At 60.5% G+C, this 23,182-nt stretch carries 18 protein-coding genes, 3 tRNA genes and 1 pseudogene; 9 read left to right on the top strand and 13 right to left on the bottom strand.

Annotation, left to right across the window (positions count from 1 at the left end):
• The first annotated feature begins 134 nt into the window (after positions 1-134).
• The 3 genes from C404_RS38825 to C404_RS38815 all read left to right on the top strand — a co-directional run bounded on the left by C404_RS38825 (position 135) and on the right by C404_RS38815 (position 3,720).
• Positions 135-395, top strand: coding sequence for a type B 50S ribosomal protein L31 (locus C404_RS38825; protein WP_021194158.1), 261 nt, complete (start codon positions 135-137; stop codon positions 393-395).
• A 170-nt stretch (positions 396-565) separates the two neighbouring features.
• Positions 566-2,356: an ArnT family glycosyltransferase gene (locus C404_RS38820; RefSeq protein ID WP_021194157.1), complete on the top strand. Its 1,791-nt coding sequence runs from the start codon at positions 566-568 to the stop codon at positions 2,354-2,356.
• A gap of 17 nt (positions 2,357-2,373) precedes the next feature.
• Entirely contained in the window at positions 2,374-3,720 is a 1,347-nt protein-coding gene (locus tag C404_RS38815) for an MATE family efflux transporter (RefSeq protein ID WP_021194156.1), read from the top strand.
• Between the two features lie 122 nt (positions 3,721-3,842).
• Here C404_RS38815 and C404_RS38810 read toward each other — a convergent pair.
• The 5 genes and pseudogenes from C404_RS38810 to C404_RS59220 all read right to left on the bottom strand — a co-directional run.
• A tRNA-Asp gene (locus C404_RS38810) sits at positions 3,843-3,919 on the bottom strand.
• Positions 3,920-3,983: 64 nt separating this feature from the next.
• Positions 3,984-4,059, bottom strand: a tRNA-Glu gene (locus C404_RS38805).
• A gap of 118 nt (positions 4,060-4,177) precedes the next feature.
• Positions 4,178-4,253: transfer RNA gene (locus C404_RS38800), tRNA-Ala, on the bottom strand.
• Between the two features lie 150 nt (positions 4,254-4,403).
• Positions 4,404-5,801: a glutamate--tRNA ligase gene (gltX, locus tag C404_RS38795; protein ID WP_021194155.1), complete on the bottom strand. Its 1,398-nt coding sequence runs from the start codon at positions 5,799-5,801 to the stop codon at positions 4,404-4,406.
• A 140-nt stretch (positions 5,802-5,941) separates the two neighbouring features.
• Positions 5,942-6,395, bottom strand: a pseudogene (locus C404_RS59220) (sensor histidine kinase); the annotation flags it as partial.
• Positions 6,396-6,608: 213 nt separating this feature from the next.
• Between C404_RS59220 and C404_RS38790 the strand changes: the two are divergent.
• Positions 6,609-7,553, top strand: coding sequence for a patatin-like phospholipase family protein (locus tag C404_RS38790; protein ID WP_021194153.1), 945 nt, complete (start codon positions 6,609-6,611; stop codon positions 7,551-7,553).
• Between the two features lie 63 nt (positions 7,554-7,616).
• Here the strand turns inward: C404_RS38790 and C404_RS38785 are convergent, their stop codons facing one another.
• The 5 genes from C404_RS38785 to C404_RS38765 all read right to left on the bottom strand — a co-directional run bounded on the left by C404_RS38785 (position 7,617) and on the right by C404_RS38765 (position 14,271).
• A complete protein-coding gene (locus tag C404_RS38785; protein WP_021194152.1) occupies positions 7,617-8,264 on the bottom strand; it encodes a C40 family peptidase in 648 nt (215 codons plus the stop codon).
• A 241-nt stretch (positions 8,265-8,505) separates the two neighbouring features.
• A complete protein-coding gene (locus C404_RS38780; RefSeq protein WP_021194151.1) occupies positions 8,506-10,161 on the bottom strand; it encodes an ABC transporter ATP-binding protein in 1,656 nt (551 codons plus the stop codon).
• Positions 10,158-11,288 (bottom strand): ABC transporter permease, encoded by a 1,131-nt coding sequence (locus C404_RS38775; RefSeq protein ID WP_021194150.1) that lies wholly within the window; start codon positions 11,286-11,288, stop codon positions 10,158-10,160. The genes C404_RS38780 and C404_RS38775 overlap by 4 nt, the downstream gene beginning before the upstream one ends.
• Before the next feature lie 15 nt (positions 11,289-11,303).
• Positions 11,304-12,356 carry a microcin C ABC transporter permease YejB gene (locus C404_RS38770; protein ID WP_021194149.1) on the bottom strand — a complete coding sequence of 351 codons (1,053 nt, stop codon included), beginning with the start codon at positions 12,354-12,356 and terminating at the stop codon, positions 11,304-11,306.
• Positions 12,357-12,372: 16 nt separating this feature from the next.
• Entirely contained in the window at positions 12,373-14,271 is a 1,899-nt protein-coding gene (locus C404_RS38765; RefSeq protein WP_049285722.1) for an extracellular solute-binding protein, read from the bottom strand.
• A gap of 316 nt (positions 14,272-14,587) precedes the next feature.
• Here C404_RS38765 and fabI point away from each other — a divergent pair, with 316 nt between their 5' ends.
• Positions 14,588-15,382, top strand: a complete 795-nt coding sequence (fabI, locus tag C404_RS38760; protein ID WP_021194147.1) for an enoyl-ACP reductase FabI — start codon at positions 14,588-14,590, stop codon at positions 15,380-15,382.
• A gap of 351 nt (positions 15,383-15,733) precedes the next feature.
• The gene (locus tag C404_RS38755; protein WP_021194146.1) at positions 15,734-16,930 is read left to right on the top strand and encodes a tyrosine-type recombinase/integrase; all 1,197 of its coding nucleotides are present in this window, start codon (positions 15,734-15,736) and stop codon (positions 16,928-16,930) included.
• Here C404_RS38755 and C404_RS38750 read toward each other — a convergent pair.
• Complete coding sequence (locus C404_RS38750) at positions 16,927-17,652, bottom strand: hypothetical protein (protein ID WP_021194145.1); 726 nt, start codon at positions 17,650-17,652, stop codon at positions 16,927-16,929. The two genes, C404_RS38755 and C404_RS38750, sit on opposite strands and share 4 nt — an antisense overlap.
• A gap of 45 nt (positions 17,653-17,697) precedes the next feature.
• Between C404_RS38750 and C404_RS59215 the strand changes: the two genes are divergently transcribed.
• The 3 genes from C404_RS59215 to C404_RS38740 all read left to right on the top strand — a co-directional run bounded on the left by C404_RS59215 (position 17,698) and on the right by C404_RS38740 (position 21,061).
• Entirely contained in the window at positions 17,698-18,030 is a 333-nt protein-coding gene (locus C404_RS59215) for a helix-turn-helix transcriptional regulator (RefSeq protein ID WP_235180642.1), read from the top strand.
• 725 nt (positions 18,031-18,755) lie between these two features.
• Complete coding sequence (locus C404_RS58830; protein WP_152524432.1) at positions 18,756-19,925, top strand: hypothetical protein; 1,170 nt, start codon at positions 18,756-18,758, stop codon at positions 19,923-19,925.
• Between the two features lie 740 nt (positions 19,926-20,665).
• The gene (locus tag C404_RS38740; protein WP_021194142.1) at positions 20,666-21,061 is read left to right on the top strand and encodes an HU family DNA-binding protein; all 396 of its coding nucleotides are present in this window, start codon (positions 20,666-20,668) and stop codon (positions 21,059-21,061) included.
• Between the two features lie 276 nt (positions 21,062-21,337).
• Here the strand turns inward: C404_RS38740 and C404_RS38735 are convergent, their stop codons facing one another.
• Positions 21,338-22,216 (bottom strand): hypothetical protein, encoded by an 879-nt coding sequence (locus C404_RS38735; RefSeq protein WP_021194141.1) that lies wholly within the window; start codon positions 22,214-22,216, stop codon positions 21,338-21,340.
• Positions 22,217-22,340: 124 nt separating this feature from the next.
• Positions 22,341-23,171 carry a peptidylprolyl isomerase gene (locus tag C404_RS38730; RefSeq protein WP_021194140.1) on the bottom strand — a complete coding sequence of 277 codons (831 nt, stop codon included), beginning with the start codon at positions 23,169-23,171 and terminating at the stop codon, positions 22,341-22,343.
• Positions 23,172-23,182: the final 11 nt, after the last annotated feature.

The following is a 23,182-nucleotide window of genomic DNA, read 5'->3' as shown; positions in this document are numbered from 1 at the left end:
AAGCCCTTGTTTCTCTGGCATAATCACCGTTTCTCCACCCGGCAAGTGATTCGACGACTGGTCGCACGGTGCGATTTCTCACCAAAGCACCTGTAGCGCGTCTCGAGTTGGCTACCTCAACACCAGGGCCCATCATGAAAGAAGGCATTCACCCGAATTACCGCGAAGTCGTGTTCCAGGACATGTCCAGCGACTTCAAGTTCGTCACCCGCTCGACGATCCAGACCAAGGAAACGATCACGCTAGACGGTAAGGAATACCCGCTGGCCAAGATCGAAGTTTCGTCCGAATCGCACCCGTTCTACACGGGCCAGCAAAAGGTTCTGGATACGGCTGGTCGCGTCGAGAAGTTCCGCAACAAGTTCGGCAGCAAGATCGGCAAGGCTGCCAAGTAATACCGGCGCCGGAGACGGCTCACCTCATGACCCGTCTCACTGGTCAAAAAAAAGGCAGCTCCGGCTGCCTTTTTTGTTTCTCGGCACAATGGCAGGCCTCTCACCTGCCCCTTCTTACGATCTGCACGCCGCCGTGCAACCGCGGCCGGGCTCGCTTGGTCTGACACCCGATGAACACCACACGCGTCTCGCGCATCCGCCTGACTGCCGCCGCCACCCGTGAATTGCCGCGCTGGCTGCTGCTTGCCATCTGCGTGATCTACGGCCTGTCGGGCCTGTTCTCGCGCGACCCGTGGAAGAACGAAGACGCCGCCGGCTTCGGCGCGATGTGGACGCTGGCCACCGGCAACGCGCAAGACTGGTTGATGCCGAACATCGTCGGCCGCCCGGTCGCGCAAGCCGGCCCGCTGGTGTTCTGGATCGGCGGCGCATTCATCCGCGTATTCGGCCAGTGGTTTGGCCCGTCAGATGCGTCGCGCCTGGCGACGGCACTCTTCTTCTTTGTCACCTGTGCTTGCATCTGGTACGGCGCTTACCTGCTCGGCCGCCGCGCTGAAGTCCAGCCTTTCGAATTCGTCTTCGGCGGACAACCGAACTCACGCGACTACGGCCGCACGCTGGCCGACGGCGCCCTGCTGATCTTTCTCGCCTGCGTGGGCCTGGCGCAGCGCGGCCACGAGACTACGCCGCTGGTTGGCTCGCTATGCTTTGTCGCGTTGACGGCGTACGGGTTGATCCGCGCGCTGGACAAGCCCATCCAAGGCAGTCTGACTTACGGCATCGGCGTTGGGTGCCTAGCGCTTGCGGGCGGACCGATCCTGCCGCTCGGCATCACCGTCGCCGTGCTTGCCGCCGCGCGGGCAACACGCGTACTGCCGCTGCGCCCGCTGCTGACCGTGGCGCTGCCAGTGTCGGTGGTGCTCGGCTGCTCGTGGCCAGCCACGGCCTACCTGCTGGCCACCAACCCAAACGATGCCGTCGCCTTCGTTCGCGAGTGGGCACGCTTCGACCGCCACCAGTATGCTGGCCCAACCACGCATTCGCTTGGCTACATTGCGCGCAACCTGCCGCTGTTCGCGTGGCCAGTATGGCCATTGGCCGCGTGGGCCTGGAAAAGCTGGGGCGGCATGCGCAAGGCGCCGCATATCGTGCTGCCGCTGGCCATGCTTGCCCCCCAGTTGTTGCTGCTTCTGTTGCAGCAGCAACCGAGTGACGACGGCTTCCTGCTGCTGATCCCGCCGATGGCGGTGATGGCCACGTTTGCCCTGCCAACACTCAAGCGTGGCGCCATCAGCGCAATCGATTGGTTTGCGCTGCTGGCCTTCACCGTTTTGGGCGGTACGGTATGGCTGCTGTGGATCGCCAAGATGACGGGCTTTCCGCCGCAACTTGCGCGCAACGTGTACCGCATCGTGCCCGGCTATCGGCCAGAGTTCAGCTGGACAGCGCTGGCCTGCGCATTGCTGGTGACGGCCGCGTGGGTGCTCATCGTCATATGGCGCACGTCGCGCGCACCCAAGGCCATCTGGCGCGCGGTGGTGATCTCTGCGGCCGGCACCACCCTGATGTGGGTGTTGATGATGACGCTGTGGCTGCCCACCATCAACTACGCCAAGACCTACCGCGATGTCGCACAATCGGCCGCACTCGCGCTGCCGCGCACGTATACCTGCGTGCAGCCGATTCGCATGGGCGATGCACAGCTCGCATCGTTCGCCTACTTCGGCCACATCCGCTTCGGTAACCCGGAAGACAGCTGCGACATCCTCCTGCGCCACGACCCGTACGACTATGGCGCACCTTCGCGCGTCTCGAATTACGAGTGGAATCTGATCTGGGAAGGCCGCCGCCCCGCCGACCGAGACGAGCACTTCCGCATGTACCGCCTGACGGAAGCTGGCGCCGCAACACATCCACCACCAACCCCATCCACCACGCGCCGGCGCAAGCTGCGCGAGTAACAGCACTGCAGCGCCCAATGTTCGCCACGGATGTCCGCCGTATTGCTGCACTTGCCTGGCCGGTTCTGATTGGCCAACTGGCCGTCATCGCCTTCGGAGTACTCGACACGGCGATGGCCGGGCGTGCATCGGCAGCAGATCTGGCGGCCATCGGACTCGGCGGGTCGATCTACGTCACCGTCTACATCAGCCTGATGGGCGTGCTTCAGGCGCTCTCGCCCATCGCAGGACAACTGTACGGCGCGCAAAGGCACAGCGAGATCGGTGAAGAGGTCCGCCAGGCCATCTGGCTTGGGCTGGTGCTGGCCGCCATCGGCATGCTGCTTCTGTGGTTTCCAGCCCCGCTGCTCCATCTGGCAAACGCCTCGCCGGAACTGGCGGAAAAGGCGACCGCCTATCTGCGCTATGAAGCACTCGCACTGCCTGCGGCGCTTGGCTTCCGGATCTACTCGGCGCTGAACAACGCGCTGTCGCGCCCGGTGATGGTAACGGTGCTGCAGCTCGGCGGCCTTGTGCTCAAGTTCCCGCTCAACGCGTTGTTCCTATACGGCGGCATGGGCATTCCGGCAATGGGTGGCCCAGGCTGTGCGCTGGCCTCCATGATCATCAGTTGGCTGTGGTTTGCCGCCGGCGCGGCCATCCTGAAGCGCAATCCGGCATACAAGCCATTCAAGATTTTCACGCAGTTCTCGCCGCCGAATCGTGCGCGGCTATGGGCGTTGATCCGCCTGGGCGTACCGATGGGTTTCACCTACCTGATTGAGATCACCTCGTTCACGCTGATGGCGATCTTCATTGCGCGGCTGGGCACGGTGGTACTCGCCGGGCATCAGATTGCCGCCAACCTCGGGGCGGTGGCGTACATGGTGCCGCTGTCGCTGTCGATTGCGACCTCCACGCTGGCAGCACAATCGATCGGCGCCCGCGATCGCACAGCCGCGCGGCGCATCTCGTTGAACGGCATCAAGCTGGCAGTGATATGTGCGGCGATTGTCGGTGCCGCAGTGCTGATGCTCCGTCACGATTTGGTCAGCCTGTACACGCATGACGCGGCCGTCCTGGCGATTGCGGTGCCGCTGCTGCCCTTCATCGCGTTCTACCAGATGTTCGATGCATTGCAGGTGATGGCCGCGTTCATTCTGCGCGCCTACAAGATCGCGCTGATCCCAACCGTCATCTACGCGCTCTCGCTATGGGGCGTTGGTTTGGGCGGTGGCTATGTGCTTGGCTTCGGGCTTTTGGGAGACGGGGCTACAGCACTGCGCGGGGCTGCAGGCTTCTGGGCAGCCAATGGCTTGAGCTTGATGGTGGCCGGCGCCCTGCTGGTTAGCTATTTCAACCGCGTCAGCCGCACTGCCGATTAAAGCCATGCGTTAAACGACGGATGACCTCCGGCTTTAAAAACACGGAGTCAGGGCAATTACCGCAATTGAATTGAATGGAAAGTAGAAAAGAAAAAACCCGCTGCAAGCAGCGGGTTTTGATTTGGCGGAGCGGACGGGACTCGAACCCGCGACCCCCGGCGTGACAGGCCGGTATTCTAACCGACTGAACTACCGCTCCGTGTCGGTTGCAAAACCAGCTAGAGACTGGCTTTGCGAATGAGCTTCTGGTTAAGCTCTTGTTATGGCGTCCCCTAGGGGATTCGAACCCCTGTACTCACCGTGAAAGGGTGATGTCCTAGGCCTCTAGACGAAGGGGACAGAAACTGTTTTGCAACGCTTTCTGTCTTACGCTGCGAAGTCCGCTATCATAACGTACTTCTTTGCGTTTTGGAAGCTTCTTTTCAAATTTATTTTTGAATCGAACCTTCCGGCATTTTGGTGGAGCTAAGCGGGATCGAACCGCTGACCTCTTGCATGCCATGCAAGCGCTCTCCCAGCTGAGCTATAGCCCCGATGCACTGCTTTGGGTACTGCCTGGGTTACTACCTTTTACTGCTTGCTTCTTACTGCAATTCGCTTCGTGTTGCAGCGAAAACAAGAGTATAGGGGAACTGTTTAGCGCTTGGCAATACCCTTTCGCAAATTTTTTTGCGGTGCACCCGTCACGCCGCCAAACGGCGCAGAACGACATCGCGACCGAACAGTTCCAACACCGCGTCAATCGACGGCGTCTGCAGTTGACCAGCCACCAGCAAGCGCACCGGCATGGCCAGCTTGGGCATCTTCCAGCCCTGCGCAGCCAGCACTTCCTTGAAAGCTGCACCGATGGCCTCGCGCTTCCACTCCGGCAGCGCGCTCAGCTTCTCGACCAGCGCGGCAATCCCTGGGCGCACGTCGTCAGTCAGGTGCTGTGCGGCCAGCTCCGGCTCGATGGTCAGATCGGTGCGGTAGAACAGCAGCGCGGTCTGTGCGACTTCGCGTAGCGTGTTGGCGCGATCCTTCACTAGCGCAATCACATCCGCCAGGACGGGGCCGCCATCAACCTTGCCGCCCAGCTCTTCAATGAACGGCTTCACCAGTTCAGCCAGACGGGCATTGTCGGCCTGCTTGATGTAGTGGTTGTTCAGCCAAGCGAGCTTCTCGGGGTTGTATTGCGCGGGCGACTTACCCAGATGTTCCAGATCGAACCACTCGACAAACTGCTCGCGCGAGAAAATCTCGGCATCGCCATGTGCCCAGCCCAGGCGGGCGAGGTAGTTGACGATGGCTTCGGGCAGGTAGCCGGCATCGCGGTAGCCGGTCACGCTCATGGCGCCGTGGCGCTTGCTCATCTTCTCACCCTGCTCATTGAGCACGGTCGGCAGGTGGGCGTAGACCGGCGGTGTGCCACCCAATGCGCGCAGGATGTTGATTTGGCGCGGCGTGTTGTTGACGTGGTCGTCACCGCGGATCACGTGGGTGATCTGCATGTCCATGTCGTCGACGACCACGCAGAAGTTGTACGTGGGGGTGCCGTCCGGGCGCGCGATGACGAGGTCGTCCAGCTCATCATTGGAGATTTCGATGCGGCCCTTGACTGCATCGTCCCACACCACGCTGCCGCCAATCGGGTTCTTGAAACGCATCACGGGCTGCACACCAGCCGGCGGGGTCGGCAGAACCTTGCCCGGCTCGGGGCGCCACGTGCCGTCGTAGCGGGGCTTTTCGCCGCGCTCGCGTTGTGCGTCGCGCAGAGCGTCGAGTTCTTCCGTGCTCATGTAACAGGGGTAGACCAACTCCTGCTGGACCATCTGGGCGATCACCTCACGGTAACGGTCCATGCGCTGCATCTGATAGAACGGGCCTTCGTCGATGTCCATGTCCAGCCAGTCCATCGCTTCCAGGATCACATCAACGGCTTCCTGGCTGGAGCGCTCAACATCGGTGTCTTCGATACGCAGGATGAAATCGCCTTTCATCTTGCGAGCGAAGGCCCACGGATAAAGAGCCGAGCGAATGTTGCCGAGGTGGATGAAGCCGGTCGGGCTGGGGGCGAAACGGGTGCGGACGCGCTGAGTCATAGGAAGGGCGAAATGAACAAGGCCGCGCAACGGGATCATCAGCGGCCTCTGTCAAAACGCAAATTATAGCAACCGCGCCCTGCTCTCTTGCCGTCGCGTTCGCGTGGGGGCCACCTGGTTGGTACTGCCGGCGGGATGACTCAGCGGGCCAGCGGCAGCCATGGCATGAAGTGCGTGCCCATCGGCCCTGAATGCCAATCCACCCTGCCGCCGATGGCATGGGCGCAGCGTTGCTGATGGTGCAAACCCCGCCCGGCGGCGGTGCCCAGCGCCTGCCTTACGTCGAAGCCTTGGCCGTTATCGTCGATGCTCACCGTCACGCCCTCCCCCACGCGGGCGATGGCCACGCGAATCTCGCTGGCACGAGTGTGATGGAGGATGTTGGCGATGCTCTCCTGCACGATGCGCAGGACATGCAGCGCGCTGGAAGCTCCTACACCTCCCACCGCGGGGCGATGCCGGAGCCTTCCAGCCGAGGCTCCAGGCGAAAACGCAGCGTCGCCAGCAGGAGCAACAGGTCAGCTTCGATGGGCTCCATCGAGTCGATCGTCAGTTTCAGGCATCCAGGCAGCCCTTGAAGATTTGCGAGACCTTGAGTGAAAGGCTCAGCCGAATGTCGCGGATGTGCACGACTGGCGCAAAAACGCCCGGTTCAAGGATGGCCCGCCCATCAAAGCAGGAGACGGGCGAATCCATCTCAGGCCTAACAACTGACGGCAGCGGCGCGCCCAGCCTGCCCTCGATCTTTGGCACAATGGCGGCCGGCCGCGCACCTTCGCGCGGTACCTGGGCTCTCCAAATCGATCCATGCAACGCCGCCTCTTTCTGGGTGCCGCCGGCGCCTCCCTGCTCTCTGCCTGCACCGTGACGGGCTTTTCGTCCGGCAAGACTGAAACCCCCGTGACGCCGCCGACGGCCGTGCTGCCGCCCACGGCGCAGCCTGCCACCCAGCCCGTACGCATCGGGCTGGCGCTGGGCGGTGGCGCCGCGCGCGGTTTCGCGCACATCGGCGTTATCAAGATGCTGGAGGCGCAAGGCATCCAGATCGATTTCATTACCGGCACAAGCGCAGGCAGCGTGGTGGCGGCCATCTACGCGTCGGGCATGTCTGGCCTCGAGATGAATCGCATGGCACTCAAGATGGACGAGGCCATGATTGCCGACTGGGCACTGCCGTTCGGTACGCGCTTTGGCGGCTGGCTCAAGGGCGAGGCGCTGGAGAAATATATCAACCGCCTCGTCAAGCAGAAGACCATCGAACAGATGCGCACTCCGCTAGGCATCGTCGCCACGGATCTGGCCAGCGGCAAGCCGATCCTGTTCCGCCGCGGCAATACCGGTCAGGCAGTGCGCGCGTCGTGCAGCATCCCCGGCGTGTTCCAACCGGTGACGATCGGCGGGCGCCAATATGTGGATGGCGGGCTGGTGGCGCCAGTGCCCGTTTCGTACGTCAAGCAGATGGGCGCGACGTTCGTGATTGCGGTGAACATCTCCGCAGACCCGTCCAACCAGGCGGTCTCGGGTCAGGCCAGCATGCTGCTGCAGACAACGGCCATCATGGGCCAGAGCATCAACAAGACCGAATTGGCGCAAGCCGACGTGGTGATCACGCCATCCTTGCCGTTTGTGAAGGGCAGCGACTTTACCGCGCGCAACGAGGCCATTCTCGCCGGCGAGCAAGCCGCACAGGCCGCCATGCCGCTGCTGCGCGAAAAGCTGCGCTTGCCGCAGACCGCCGTGACCGCACACTGACGCTGACTCGATGGGCAACAAAAAAGACCGCCGTGGCGGTCTTTTTGTTTGGAGCCGAGCGGATCAGCCGCCATACAGTGCCAGCGGCTTGCCGGCAGCGTTTGGATCCACGCGCTTGAGCTGCTCGACAAAGTTGTCGGCACCGTCCTTGATCGGGGTGCCGGAGTTGCCTTCGATGCGACGCGCACCGTTGTAGCGCGACACCCAGTACGAGGCGGTCATGTCATCCACGCGAATCTTGCTGCCCGTGGAGGGCGCGTGCACAAACTTGTTGTCGCCGATATAAATGCCGACGTGCGAGAACGTATGGCGCATGGTGTTGAAGAACACCAGGTCGCCCGGACGCAGTTCAGCCGTCTCGACGCTGGTGCCAACGCGGCTCATTTCAACAGCGCGGCGCGGCAGCAGAAAACCGAACGTGTCGTTGAAGACATAGCGGACGAAGCCGCTGCAGTCGAGGCCCGATTCCGGCGTATTGCCGCCGAAACGGTAGCGCAGACCAATCATGCCCAGCGCGTTCATGACGACGTCGCCGGTTTTGGTCATGACGTTGGAGATAAGACCAGGCTTGGCTTCCGGCTTCGCGTCGGCACGGACTTCCGTGTCCTTGAAGACCGTATCAGCCTGCACTGCACTCGACACGATCACGCTGCAGCCGATCACAACCCCTACCGCCAGGCGCGCCATGGAATGAAGTACGAAGTGCTGCATCGGTTCTCCTGGGAAAGTCGGAATAATCGGCTCTTTATGCGTGAATGCAAATGAGACGCGTCCGAATCCTGCTCAAAACAATCTCGCAGGATAATAAAAGTCACACTTTGACTTGTCAAAGGTCGTTACAAATTTGCCTGAATTCATATGCGAATCAGGCACTTAGACATGACTTTAGAAGCGCACCCTTACAATGCAGACCTTTCAAAACTGCACTTTTCCGGGGCATTCCCGGCCGTTTTTACGGGTTATCCCTCGACGGGATGAGCGACGCGGCGGCCATCAGTTTGCAGGTGTAGGGGTGGGAAGGTGATGCCAAAACCGCTTCCGTGTCGCCCTCTTCCACCACTTTGCCGTCCTTCATCACGACTACGCGATGTGACATCGCACGGATGACGGCGAGGTCATGGCTGATGAATAGATACGACAGGTTGTACTTTTTCTGAAGGGCGCCCAGCAGCGACAGCACCTGCTGCTGGATCGACACATCAAGTGCCGAAGTCGGCTCATCCAGCACCAGCACCTGCGGTTTGAGGATGAGCACGCGCGCAATGGCAATGCGCTGGCGCTGTCCGCCAGAAAACTCGTGCGGATAACGCCCCAGCGCGGTGCGATCCAGCCCCACTTCACGCAGCGCTTCGATCACGCGATGCCGACGCTCGGTCGGGTTCACGTGCGGTTGATGCAGCGCCAGGCCCTCACCGACGATCTCTTCGATCGTCATGCGGGGTGAGAGTGAACCGTAGGGATCTTGGAACACCACCTGCATGCGCGCACGCACCGCGCGACGCTCATCGCGCGAGATGTGCAGCAGCGAGTTACCGAGAAAGCGCAACTCACCGCCCTTGGGCGTTTGCAGCCCGAGCAGCGTCTGCGCGAGCGTGGTCTTGCCGGAACCCGACTCACCAACGATGCCGAGCGTCTCACCTTCGCGCAATTGCAGCGAGACGGCGTCGACCGCGGTGAACGGATCGCTGCGGAACCAGCCCGCAAACCCCGGGCGATGGCGCTCGTACGTGACGGTCAGCTTATCTGCCTCGAGCAGCACGGGCGCGAGTGGCACCAGCGGCAGCACGTCGCGCTGCGGGCGGCTTTCCAGCAGGCGCACGGTGTACGGATGTTGCGGGGCCGCGAATACGGTTGCGGTATCACCGGACTCAACCAGCACACCCCGCTCCATCACACCAACCCGCTCGGCAAAAGCGCGCACCATGTTCAGGTCGTGTGTGATCAGCATGATGGCCATGCCGAATTCGCCCTGCAGCTCGCGCAGCAACTGCAGGATCTGCATGCGTACGGTCACGTCCAGCGCGGTGGTCGGCTCATCCGCCAACAACAGCTTGGGCGAGCACGCCAGCGCCATGGCGATCATCGCGCGCTGTCGCTGGCCGCCCGAGAGTTGGTGCGGGAAGGCATCGAAGCGGCGTGGTGCCTCGGCGATGCCAGTGCGCTCCAGCAACGCGATCGCACGTGCCTTGGCGGCCCGCTTGTCCAGGCCTTCGTGCAGTTCCAGCGTCTCGACGATCTGGTTGCCGATGCTGTACAGCGGGTTGAGCGCCGTCATGGGCTCTTGGAACACCATGGCCACGTCGGCGCCACGCAGACCGCGCATCTCGCGCTCGCTGGCGGCCAGCAGGTCGCGGCCTTCCAGCAGAATGCGGCCGCTGTAGTGGGCATCGGCCAGCAAGCGCATGATCGACAGCGCCGTGACCGACTTGCCCGAGCCCGACTCCCCCACCAGCGCAAAGCGCTCGCCGGCATGCAGGTCGAGCGAGACATTCTTGACAGCCTCGGTGGCCTCACCGTGTTCGGATTCGAAGTGCACGCACAGGTCATCCAGCCGCAACAGCGGGCCGTCGTACTTGGGCGCGGAGGAGCGCAGATCAACGCGGGTCATTTCACCCCCGCCGGTTTCTGGCGCGCGCGCAGTTGCGCGAACGACAGGCGCGTGTCGAAGGCGTCGCGCAGTGCGTCGCCCATGAAGGTCAGCAACACGAGGGTCAACACGAGCACCACGAAGGTCGACACCACAATCCACCAAGCATCTAGGTTGGCCTTACCCTGCGCTAGCAGTTCCCCCAAACTGGGCGTGCTCGGCGGTACGCCAAGGCCAAGAAAGTCGAGGCTGGTGAGCATCAGAATGGCAGCGCTCATATTAAACGGCAGGAAAGTGATGAGCGGCGTGAGACTGTTTGGCATGATGTGGCGCCACATGATTTGCCAACTGGAAAGCCCCATCGCCCGTGCAGCCTTCACGTAGTCAAGCGAGCGGTTGCGATAGAACTCGGCGCGCACGTACGCAGACAAGCCCATCCAGCCGAACAAGGACAGGAGCACAATCAGCAACCCGATGCTAGGCGTAAAAATCGACGCAAAAATGATCAGCAGATAGAGCTCTGGCAAGGAACTCCACACCTCCAGCAGTCGCTGCGCAACAAGATCGAAGCGCCCACCGAAGAACCCCATCATCGCGCCCGTGAGTGTGCCGATGACCGCCCCGATAAGCGTTAGGGCTAGCCCGAACAGCACAGATACTCGGAAGCCATAGAGCAGCCGCGCGAACACATCACGCCCGCGATCGTCAGTGCCAAGCCAGTTCTCAGCCGAAGGCGCCGCCGGATTGGGCTCTTTCGAGAAGTAGTTCAGCGTCTCGTACGAGTACGGATTGGGGGGGTAGATCGCAAAGCTGCCCGGCTCTTTGAACTTGTCACGGATATATGGATCAAGGTAATCCGTAGGCGTTGGGAAATCACCGCCAAAGGCCGTCTCAGGGTACGTCTTTACGATGGGGAAGTACCAGGTCCCGTGGTACTTCACCACCAGCGGCCGATCATTGGAGATAAGTTCGCCACCCAGACTAAGCACGAACAACACAACGAACAGGATCAAACTCCAGTAGCCCAGACGATGTTGCTTGAAACGCCGCCAGGCACGCTTGAACGGCGACGGTGAGTGGCGAACTGCGTGCGCGTGCTGCGTGGACGTGTTGGATGGATGGCCGGAAGCGCGGGAGTACTGAGTCATGATTGCAAATCTCGTCTATCGACCAACCGATCCGAAATGAATGCGAGGATCGACCAGCACATAGCAGACGTCGGTAATCAGCCGCGTGGCTAGCCCAATCAGCGTAAAAACGTACAGCGTGCCAAGCACAACCGGATAGTCACGCTGCACAACTGCCTCGTAAGACAGCAGTCCCATACCATCGAGCGAGAAGAGCTTCTCAATGAGCAGCGAGCCGGTGAAGAACGCGCCAATGAACGCCGCTGGAAAGCCTGTCACCAGCGGGATCATTGCATTGCGGAAGATGTGCTTCCACAACACGCGCCGCTCCGACAAACCCTTGCTGTGCGCAGTTAGTACGTACTGCTTACGGATCTCCTCCAAGAAAGCGTTCTTGGTCAGGATGGTGATGACGGCAAAACTGCCCACCACTGATGCCGTGATTGGCAACGTGATGTGCCAGAGGTAATCAGTCACCTTGCCGAGCAAACTGAGCTGATCCCAGTTGTCGGACGTGATACCGCGAATGGGGAACCACTGGAAGAACGTTCCGCCCCCAAACAGCACCAGCAACAGCACACCCAGCACGAAGCCTGGAATGGCGTAACCGACCAGCACGATGATGCTCGTCACCAGATCGAACCGACTGCCCGCCCGCACTGCCTTGGCGATGCCGAGCGGCACCGCTATCAGATAGGTCAGGAAGAACGTCCACAGCCCGATCGAGATCGATACCGGCAACTTGGACTTGATGAGTTCCCACACGCTGCGGTGCTGGAAGTAGCTCTCGCCCAGATCAAAACGGGCAAAGCGGCCCAGCATCAGGAAGTAGCGCTCGACCGGACCTTTATCAAAACCGTACAGCGCGCGGATCTCCTTGATCTTCTCGGCGTCGACACCGCGGCGGCCGCGGTAGTCGAAGGCACCGCCACCGCTGGCCTCGCCAGCGCCGTTGCGCCCTTTCATCTCCATCATCATCTGCTCGACCGGACCACCGGGCACGAACTGGATCACCGCAAAGGTGAGCGTGACCACGCCAATGAGCGTCGGAATCAGAAGCAGCAGCCGTTTGATCAGGTAGGCAAACATGGTCTCACCGATGCGGTCATTTGGTGGAGTCTGGCGTGCGCCACCAGGCCGTCAGCACCCAGGCCTCGGCCGAGTAGTAGTACGGCAGACGGTCCGGATACATCAGGTTCTTGTTGTAAGCGACGCGATGTACGGCCGAATACCAGTGCGGAATCACGTAGTAACCGTGCATCAGCACACGATCAAGCGCGCGCGAGGCGGTGACCAGCTCATCGCGGTTGTTGGCACGCAGCACGTCGTCGATCAACGCATCCACAGCGGGTGACTTCAGGCCGATCACGTTGTCTGAGCCCTGCTCATCCGCCGCCGCGGTGCCAAAGCGATCCTTCAGCTCGTTGCCGGGGCTCTGCGAATCAGGAAAGCGCAGCGAGATCATGTCGAAGTCAAACTCTTCGAGCCGCTTCTGGTACAGCGCGAAATCGGTCATGCGCTGGTTGACCTGGATGCCGAGCTTCTCCAGGTTGCGCACATACGCCGCCATGACACGGCTCATTGCCCCGCCGTCATCAAGCATCTCGAAGACGAAGGGTTCGCCACGGGTGTTGCGCAGCGCACCGTCGGAATACGTCCAGCCGGCCTGGGCCAGCAAGCGGCGCGCCTGGCGGAGGTTGTCACGCAGCGAACTGGGCGGGTCCGTCGAAGGCGGCGCAGACAGGATGCCGAACACGTCCGGATCGAGCTGGCTGCGCAGCGGCTCCAGCAGAGCCAGCTCGCCCTTGCTCGGCATGCCGGTCAGCGAATCGGAGGCGGCCAGCTCACTGTTGGTGAAATAGCTGTCGAGCCGGCGATACGCGCCATAGAAAAGTTGGCGGTTGAGCCATTCGAAGTCCAGCGCCAACGTAAGCGCCTTGCGCACCCGCACATCCTGGAACAGCGGCCGGCGCAGGTTCATCAGAAAGCCCTGCATGCCCGCGCCGTTGCGATGCGGGAACTCGCTCTTGATGAGTTCGCCGCTGCGGAACTTCACGCCCACGTAACTCTTGGCCCAGTTCTTGGCGAGGTACTCGACCATCGCGTCGTACTCGCCGGCCTTGAATGCCTCCAGGCGTGCGGTCTGGTCCTTGTAGAGCTTGTACTGGATACGCTCGAAGTTGAACGAGCCACGGCGCACGTTCAAATCGCGGCCCCAGTAATCCGGGTTGCGGCGGAAGGTGATTCCGCGCGACGGGTCAAAGCGCTCGATGACATAGGGACCGCTGGCAATCGGGTCCTGGAACGTGAGCTTGTCGAACTTCACGTCCTTGCCCCCATCCGGATCGTCCGGCTTGCCGCTGCCCTTGCCCCACTTGGGCGAGAACACCGGCAGGCCGCCAACGATCAGCGGCAACTCCTTGTTGCGGCGCTTGAAGTCGTAGCGGATAGTGGCGGCGTCCACCACTGTCACCTTGGACACATCGGCGGTCATGCTGCGATAAGCCGGACTTGCGCCCTTGCCCATCAGCATGTCGTAGGAGTACTTCACATCAGACGCACGCACCGGATCGCCATTGGAGAAACGTGCGCGCGGATTGATGTGGAACGTGACCGAGAGTTCGTCCGGTGCGACCGTCACGTCGTCAGCCAGCAGGCCGTAGCCGCTGGCAGTCTCGTCCCAACTCGTGATGAGCAGCGTCTCGAAGACGAGCTGCGTCAGCCCCGGCGCAGACGTGCCTTTGATCGTGAACGGATTGAACTTGTCGAAGCTCGTACGCCGGTCGGGGTTGCCCAGCAGCAGCATGCCACCAATGGGCGCCTTCGGATTGAGATAGCCGAAGTTCGGGAAACCGGCGGGATACTTGAGATCGCCGTATTCCGCATAACCATGCGCCGCCCAGGCCGGTGCCGCGCAGAAGGTCGCCACCAAGCAGGCCAGTGCTGCGAGGCGTTGTCGATGTCGTCGCCAGTACGGCTGATGTATCGCTGCAAGTACGCCCATTGCGCTCATTGCGCCCCTTGCCCCCGTTGTCCCTGCATGCGTTGATCCAGATTGATCACTGTATGAAAACCTGTTTCAGGCGATTCTAACGCCCTCTTCGCGCTTTCCCGTCAATTCTGGCCCAAGGATCGTCCCGCATTGACAAGGCTGACACGGCAACGAATGCAGCACATGCAGCGGCACCCAAAAGCGCAGGCGCCCAGCGCTTTCCGGTATGATCGCGCCGACCCTAATTGCCTCGTGCCCCGGATACCGCTGCTGAGTGACCGCAGTGACATACGGGCGCGACGTTGCCCCACATTTGTACGGAGAAACCATGGGATTCCTCGCTGGCAAGCGCATTCTGATTACCGGCCTTCTGTCCAACCGCTCGATCGCCTACGGCATTGCCAACGCCTGCAAGCGCGAAGGCGCTGAACTGGCCTTCACCTACGTCGGCGAACGCTTCAAGGACCGCATCACCGAATTCGCCAACGAGTTCGACAGCAAGCTGGTGTTCGACTGCGACGTCGGCAGCGATGAGCAGATCGCCAAGGTGTTCGAAGACCTCGGCCAACACTGGGGCCACTTCGACGGCCTGGTGCATTCGATCGGCTTTGCGCCGCGCGAAGCGATTGCCGGCAACTTCATCGACGGCCTGTCGCGCGAGTCGTTCCGCATTGCACACGACATCTCGGCATACAGCTTCCCGGCGCTGGCCAAGGCTGCGCTGCCGATGCTGTCGCCCAACGCTTCGCTGCTTGCCCTGACCTACCTGGGCGCTGAGCGCATCGTCCCGAACTACAACACGATGGGCCTGGCCAAGGCCTCGCTGGAAGCCGGCGTGCGTTACCTGGCCGGCGCGCTGGGCCCGAAGGGCATTCGTGCCAACGGCATCTCGGCTGGCCCGATCAAAACGCTGGCCGCCTCGGGCATCAAGGATTTCGGCAAGCTGCTGAAGTACATGGAAGACGTGGCCCCGCTGCGCCGTAACGTCACCATCGAAGAAGTCGGCAACGTGGCTGCGTTCCTGCTGTCGGACCTCGCCAGCGGCGTGACCGGCGAGATCACCTATGTCGACTGCGGCTTCAACGTGACCGCTGGTGTGCCGGAGAGCGTCGGCCAGGGCTGATGCACGGATACATGTGTGCGCCATCTTCGGGTGGCGCATGCATGTGAAGCCCACCAAGGCAGCAGACAAAGAAAAAGCCCGCATGGCGCAAACCATGCGGGCTTTTTGACGTGCAGTGCAATGCGAGCCGTCACGTCATCTCGACTCGCATCCGCCTGTTTAAATGCGCTTCCCGCGAGAAGCGCCAAACTGGCGGAGACGGAGTCCGTCTATTTAGCAATCGGAAAAATTCCAAGAAATCCAACAAACCCTTGCTGCTATTGGAGAGCGCAGCAATTCCCGTCCATTAGTGTTCAGCAGCATACGGTACAATCCGAGCATAATTTGATAGTCGTTTTGCGAGTCAAAAGCATGCCCAGAGCCATCAACCGACTGAACCCGATGAAAGTCGCCAAGACTACCAAACCCGGCTTGTACGCCGACGGCGGCGGTCTCTATCTCCAGATCACCAAAGCCGGCGTCAAGTCCTGGCTGTTCCGCTACATGCTGGAGGGCAAAGCGCGTGGCATGGGGCTCGGCCCGCTCCATACGGTCAGCTTAGCGGAAGCCCGGACCCGAGCCCTGGACTGCCGCCGCCTTCTGCTGGATGGCGTCGATCCGATCGACACGCGCAACGCCGAACGTACCGCAAAGAAAGTAGCCGCCGCGAACGACAAGACTTTTGAGCAGTGCGCCACTCTATATATAGAGGCACATCGGGCGGGCTGGAAAAATGGGAAGCATGCCGACCAGTGGACGAACACGCTGAAGACCTACGCTTACCCGGTCTTTGATGTGCTGCCGGTCTCCGCCATCGACACTGCACTGGTCATGAAGGTCCTTCAGCCCATCTGGATCACCAAAACCGAAACCGCATCTCGGCTTCGCGGTCGCATCGAATCGGTGCTGGACTGGGCCACGGTCCGGGGCTACCGTGCTGGAGACAACCCGGCACGACTCAAAGGCCATCTGGACACGCTGCTGCCCAAACGCTCGCGCGTCCAGAAGGTCAAGCACCACCCCGCGCTGCCCTACACTGAACTGGCCGAATTCGTGAAGACTCTGCGAATCGAAGAAGGTGTCGCCGCCCGTGCGCTGGAATTCCTGATCCTAACCGCCACCCGGACCAACGAAGTCATCGGCGCGACGTGGGATGAGTTCGATCTCGACGGCGCACTTTGGGTCGTTCCCGCCGGCCGCATGAAGATGGGCAAAGAGCACAGAGTGCCGCTATCGCCACGCGCCGTCGAGATCATCAAGGCTCAACAAGAACTACAGGAGAACAAATTCGTTTTCCCGGGCACCCGCTATGGCAAGCCGCTATCGAACATGGCGATGCTGCAGTTGCTGAAACGGATGGACCGCCCAGACATCACAGCCCACGGCTTCCGCTCCACGTTCCGCGACTGGGCTGGCGAAACTACCCACTACCCACGTGAAGTCTGCGAAGCGGCGCTCGCCCACGGCATCAAAGACAAGGCCGAAGCGGCATACGCGCGCGGCGACCTGTTCCAGAAGCGGGCCGCTCTGATGCAGGACTGGGCCGAGTACGCCAACGGCATCGATTAGTTTGCAGTGCTATCCGATTGGCCATCAAGCATCTCTTCATCATCCAAACCAGCATCGGCCAATTTGAAGCCTTGCTTTTTGGCTTCCTTAATGTAGTTTCTTACCGTCTCTACGGTAATTTTGACCCCAGCCGCTCTCTCAATCATACGCTGCACATTCGAGGCAATCCCACGAACCTGCCCTTTTTCTTTCCCCTGCGCGGCGAGCACGTACAGGCCACCGATTATGTAAATGAGATTTTCGTATACATCTGGCCTGATACCTTCTTTCCGCTTCCCCTCAAATCCAACGCCGACAGCGCGGGCAAAATTCTCATAGCCCGAGTAATTAATTGAAAGCTCGGCAAGACCATTAATCGGCCAGCCATCAATCACACGCACGCGAACACCGTTAGCAATACTTGTCGCCTCAATTCTATCCAATGCAAACTGAGCCAACATAATCTTGGCGTGGTGATTCCTGGTTTCCTTCCAAAGCTCGGTGGCGCGTACTGCATCAACGTCGATACCCGGGCGGGAGCGCAGGACACTCTCAGTAATGGCATCCAGCACGTCGGATGCCGGATAAGCACCCCGCCGCTCGACGCTAAGGTAGGCCACGATATCTTCGCGTGGCTTCGCCAACCGCTCTAACTCCTCCCGTCTTCGAACCTCGGCCCTCCGCACCTCCTCGATGTCCGGCGGGGGCAAGGGTGCCACCAACGTCCCGTTCTTCTTTTCCATTCTTCTGACTCCAGTGACGTCCGATACGAGTCGGAAAGTTTCTGTTTGCAAACCGAAACTTTGCGGACCGCCGGGATTGCCATCCATAAAGTTCGTCACGTGCTTCCGCTGAAGCGCATCGCACGTTACTGGAGGAAACCGATCGAGATGTCTAAACCCAATCAACCCCTACCCACGGAACAAGCGCTCGCCGACCCGATATGGCGTCGCCGCACTGTTCTCGCGCAGGTGGGCGTCAGCAACTCGACGCTGCACGCCTGGATCAAGGCGGGCCGCTTCCCGCCGCCCCTCGAACTAGGCCCCCGCGCTCGCGGCTGGCGTCGTTCGGTCGTGGAAGCGTTTTTGGCCAATTGCACGACCGCTATCGATAGCCATTAAGCCGGATCCGAAGGATGACCGCCCGTCACCGCCCGCGCTGATTTTACCTGTCGGGGGCGAGGAGCAGATTTCCGGCCTCGCCCCCGCCCGAACCACCCCGTCGCGAAAGCGGCACCAACCACGAATGAACCCAGGAAGCGAAGCAAGGAAAGTGCGCCACGACACGTGTCGGATGTGAACTTTCCTGGCTTGCACTTCAGCGCTACGAAGCGCGGAAAGCTGACCACAGCCTTGCCACTCGAAGGCCATCGATCTCGCGGGAAGCACCGGAAAAACCAGGGCTTCCGCCGAAAGAACGATCCTCATCGCGCTGAAGCGATCGGGCGAGGAAAGCTTGCCAGTTTCGAGCCTGCACAACACAAGAGATGCACCTGCGCATCGCCGGTGCCCTCCAAAAAACAGGGGTTCCTGCAATAAAACGTGCCCTTGGCGGCGCGACTGTAATAACCCTCCCTGAGATGAAGAAGATTACAAAGAATTGGGGGAATAACCAAAGACCAAGAAGCTGTTCAGTGACTGACGACGAACCCATTAACCATTCTTTTGATAGGCACACCAATGTAACCGACAACCTTCCGTTCTGCTCATGGCTCTCTGCCACCGATCACGCGCGACTGGCAACGCTCGCCGCTCACGGGGTAAAGACACGAACCCCGCCACTCATTCTATTGTCCGACCTTCTTTCTAAATTATGCGACCCCTTTCTAACCTAACATGATCTGATTATGAAGACCCAGAAACCCACAGTACCTGACAAACCCAAACTGAAGGGAACCTACCCCCTGGAGCATGTCGCCGATATTGGCCCCGATGATCTCCGCTTCGGGCTCAAGAAGGAACACTTCGATGCCGCTCGCCTGGAAAATATGGTAAAGCAGTTCAGCGAACTCGTGGAACATCACAACGCGAAACGCAAATCAGCAAAGGGTAAAGCTTTCACCAACCGCCTCGCCGTAACCGTGGCAGGTGAATTTGTCCTGATTGAATGCCAGCCCGGCCGCGCAGATAATCCGTACGCGTTCGCTTGCGATTTCAACCCGAACCGCTTCCTCAAGAAGGAAGGCGCCGTGAACAAGCTGCTGTTGTTCTTCAAGTTCCTGCTCGGTCACGATGCCCCCGACCTACTATCACGCGCCCTCATTTCCCGCCTGGACGTCAACGTCGACTTCTCCATTAATGTCCTGGAAGGCACGCTCGTTCACGTAAAAGGTAAGCGTGGCGGTTCAAACGTCATGCGCAATATTGACGGCGATGGCGTGCTGGGTTCACTCTATATTGGCGTTCCTGATTCCAATCGTCAGGTCGTCGTGTACGACAAGGCCGCTAAAATCCTAAAGGATAATCTCGCCCCCCAGGCGGGGAAGATTCTGGCCGCGCTGACCTCGGCGGACAAATGGAATCTGGTCGTCAAGAAACTCGAAAACGAGGTTCCCAAGCCGCTGTGGCGCATGGAAGTGCGCTGCCGCCCCAAGCCCGCTCTGCCGGTTGCTCAGCTTCTACAACTGGCCGATTGCTTTGATGACGTCAAGCTCATGCACCTTCCGCCCGATCGCGCTCCTTTCAATTCGTCGTTGGGCCGCACGTTCATCGGCCTAGCAGCGTACGAGGGCATACCCGCCGCGCTGCAGCGCCTTGACGAGAAGACGGACCGTCGCAAATTCAAGCGTGCCATCGACAGCCTGCCACAGGTCGACTGGTGGAATGCGGACTTGCTGCGCGGTTGTATCCAGAAGCAGCTTGGCCTGTTGGCACCGCTGTTCCGTGCGCCGCAGATCGAGTTGCCACAGATCGACGAACCGACGGCCGAACCGGTTCCGCCTGCGCGCGGCATGTTCACTCGCCCCGGCGCCAACATGGCGCAGAAGCCAAAGCCGGCCCGCCGACCGGAACTGTAAGCCGACCGCAGGCTGCACAGCCGGGCCGACATGATCGGCTGCGACATGCCGCCCCCAGCGGGGCATCGTTGGCCCCGCTGGCATTTCGGTATCGAATCGAACGGCGTAGCCAACTAATTTCAAAGTACGTGAGCATCACCGGCCGCTCTCATTCTTGGTCGACGTTGCTTGCGCGCTCACCTCACTTCCGGCGGGCCGCGCAGTTGTGCTGCCCGCCGCTTTCTGCCTCTCCGCAGTCACGACACCATGAACCACAGCACACCTCTGATCTTCTACGATCGCCGCGGCCATCCATACTGCTACACGGACGATGGCGAAACCTTCTTTGCTTATGACGGCACATTCATCGCGTACCATCGAAGATGGCTGGCTCCGCTCTCAATCGGGGGAGCGCTTGGCCGTCTTGCTGCACGGCACGATCTGGGCGAGGGACGGCACCTGTTTTCTCTTCAGCTCGGGCTCGTTCGGCTGTCCCAGCAAGCCGCGCACTCAGACGCCGCCGATCGCCGCTCCCCAAACATCGGTTCGCCGTCAAACGTCCCGCTCGCAAGCCGACCATGCCCCTCCTGCGTCCGCAGTGGTCCGATGCGTCAGCAGAGATGATCTTTGGCACCGAGAAACCCCAGATCAAGTTTTTCGGGTCGCGTCGGTAGCCGCTGTTTGCTATGCAAGTCCCGGCGATGTGGCATCCGCGGCAGGTTGTTCCTAGATGTTCAACCTCTTCAACTTCCACTCAGCCCATGGCGACCAAAGCAAAGACTGCAACGAAGAAGACCGCACCGACAAAGAAGGCCGCCAGCGCAGCACCGACCCTCAAGCCGCTCAAGGGCACGTTCACCAAGGCCAGCTTGGTGAGCCATCTGGCCGAACAAGCCGAACTCGACACCAAGGCGGTCAAGGCCGTGCTCCTGCATCTGGAGAATACGATCGTGGCCACTCTGCACAAGAAGGGCGCCGGCGAATTCACTTTGCCGGGTCTGTTCAAGGTGACATCGGTCAAGGTGCCGGCGACCAAGCGTCGCTTCGGCAAAAACCCCTTCACGGGCCAAGAGCAGTGGTTTGAGGCCAAGCCGGCAACCGTGCGCGTGAAAGTGCGTGCGCTCAAGAAGGTGAAGGACGCTGCCCTGGCCGGGTAATGTCGAGCTTGATGCAAGGGGGCTGCCACCGCTCCCCTGCTGCTGTTCAACGCTTGCGGTAGTCGCGGAAATACTCGGTGTTCGACGGAACGTATGCAGACACCTTCGGGCGCCCGTCAGAACCGCCCGACGCGCCAATAAACCAATAGCAATGGCGCGCCGCAGCCAAGCCGTTTTACCGCAGCAGCAAATCAGCGATGGCGGAAAATACGTCAGGCAAACCGCCTCAATGAAGCAGCCCAACCAATGCTCCTCCCCTCGCCAGTTTGCGATTTGTCAGCGAAGAGAGCCGCGTGCACCGTAGAGGATGTGATTCAGCAGCTCTTGCGCGAGTACGGGCAACTTCTGTGTCATGAAAACGAAAGCCACACCGTCGACGAGAGCGTAAGCGAGCACGAGTAAGACGACAAGCCCCACAAACCTGCGCAACGGATTGCGGCCATATCGCGCTGCCCGTCGCATCAACCATCCTGACTGGTCATCTGCTGTTACGCCGCTGACGAATGCGTAGAAGCTCATGGATAGCACGGCCTCAAGAATGGCCCAGAACATTGCCATTACACCCGCCACGTGAAGCGCAAACCATAGAAATTCCTGGGGCCCAAAAACCTTGGCATGGGCTAATCCGACGATGCCATATGCCTGCACATATTGCTGCCATTGCACAAAGAACAGCGGCGCATATGTCGGCACCCGGGCCGCTACGACAACGGTAACGAGCAGAACCGGAAAAACCAACATTCCCGCCAGATACAGCAGCCAACTCGCACCCCGCAAATATCCGCGATACAGGGAACTCAGCATGGCGCCGGCACATAGCCCAAGCAGCACGAATGTGAGAAATGTTGCCGCCGTAAGGATTTCCTCTCGAAAGAAGAGATACGTGATACAGGCGACAGCAGCAACAATATATGGTATCGGGTCGCTGGTACCGGTTGCGCCCGATGACATACGTACGCTAACGCTCACCGCCTGCGTGACCGTCAACCCTTGAGGGTGCTCAGTAGAGCCGTACCGCGCACCTTCGCCGGCTGATTGCCCCTTCAGCCATCGATCGATCAGTAAGCCAAATATCGTGCATGGAATGCCCGTCGCAAAGCCGGTCAGCAGACCGACATAGATATCACCCAGCTTGTTTGTTAGTAGGTCCAGCATCCACACCCCAATATCTTGTTTCCTGCTGCTCTTTGTCGTGAAAGATCGAACGCTATCTTGGGTCGAGTCACTCCGCCTCTGCTGGCGGATGACCGGGCAGGCGTGTCGATCGATGACCTTACTTCTATTGCGAGACTTTCGCGTTCTTGAGGAGTTCGCCGACCAGTTTCACAGTCGAACGCTCCAGTTCGGCTGTCTCCAGCGCTTGCTTGATGGCCGGTTTCACGGCGTCATATGCCGGCACCTGCGTGGGCCGCACGGCATCTACCTTCACGATGTAGCGCTGATTGCCGGCCTGGACCGGGGCGGCGCTGATCACACCGGGCTGCAACGCTGCAATCTCGCGCGCCAACGGTAGCGGCAGGCTCTGCGTCTTACCCTCCTCGACCGGCACCTTGAAGCTCACCCAATCGATCTCTCCGCCACTCGTCTTGTTCGGAGCGGTGCTGTACTGCTGCGCCAGCTTCGCGAAGTCACCACCCTGCTTCAGTTGCGTGATGACCTGCGTGGCGGTCACGTCGTCGCCAACTTGAATCAACCGGGCCTTGTACTCCTTGTCACCCAAGCTGCCTGCGATCGCGTCATAGCGCGCCTTGACCTGTTCGTCGGTCACAGGGGCCGGCTTGATGTTGTCCTTCAGCCAAGCCTGGGTAATCGCAGCATCGTGTGCTTCTTGTACGGCCTGCTTTACTGCGGGCAACTTGTCGTAGGCCGGCACTTTGGCCGCCTGTTGGCGGAACAACTCACGCGCAATCAGTTGCTGCTTGATCGCCTGTACGACATTGGAATTCACCGCGACACCGGTCTGCGCAACGGCACGGTCCAGTTGAGTTTGGGTGATGGGAGTACCGTTGACCGTAGCCACGACACCGGCCGGCAGCCCGTCAGCCCATGCGCATGGCATTGCCATCATGGTGAGCGCCAGTACGGCAGATCGAATCGATGGGGTTTTCATAGCGCGCTTCC

Origin of the sequence: Ralstonia sp. AU12-08 (assembly GCF_000442475.1) — a bacterium.
Taxonomy (GTDB): domain Bacteria; phylum Pseudomonadota; class Gammaproteobacteria; order Burkholderiales; family Burkholderiaceae; genus Ralstonia; species Ralstonia insidiosa.
This window is presented reverse-complemented; position numbering and strand designations above follow the sequence as displayed.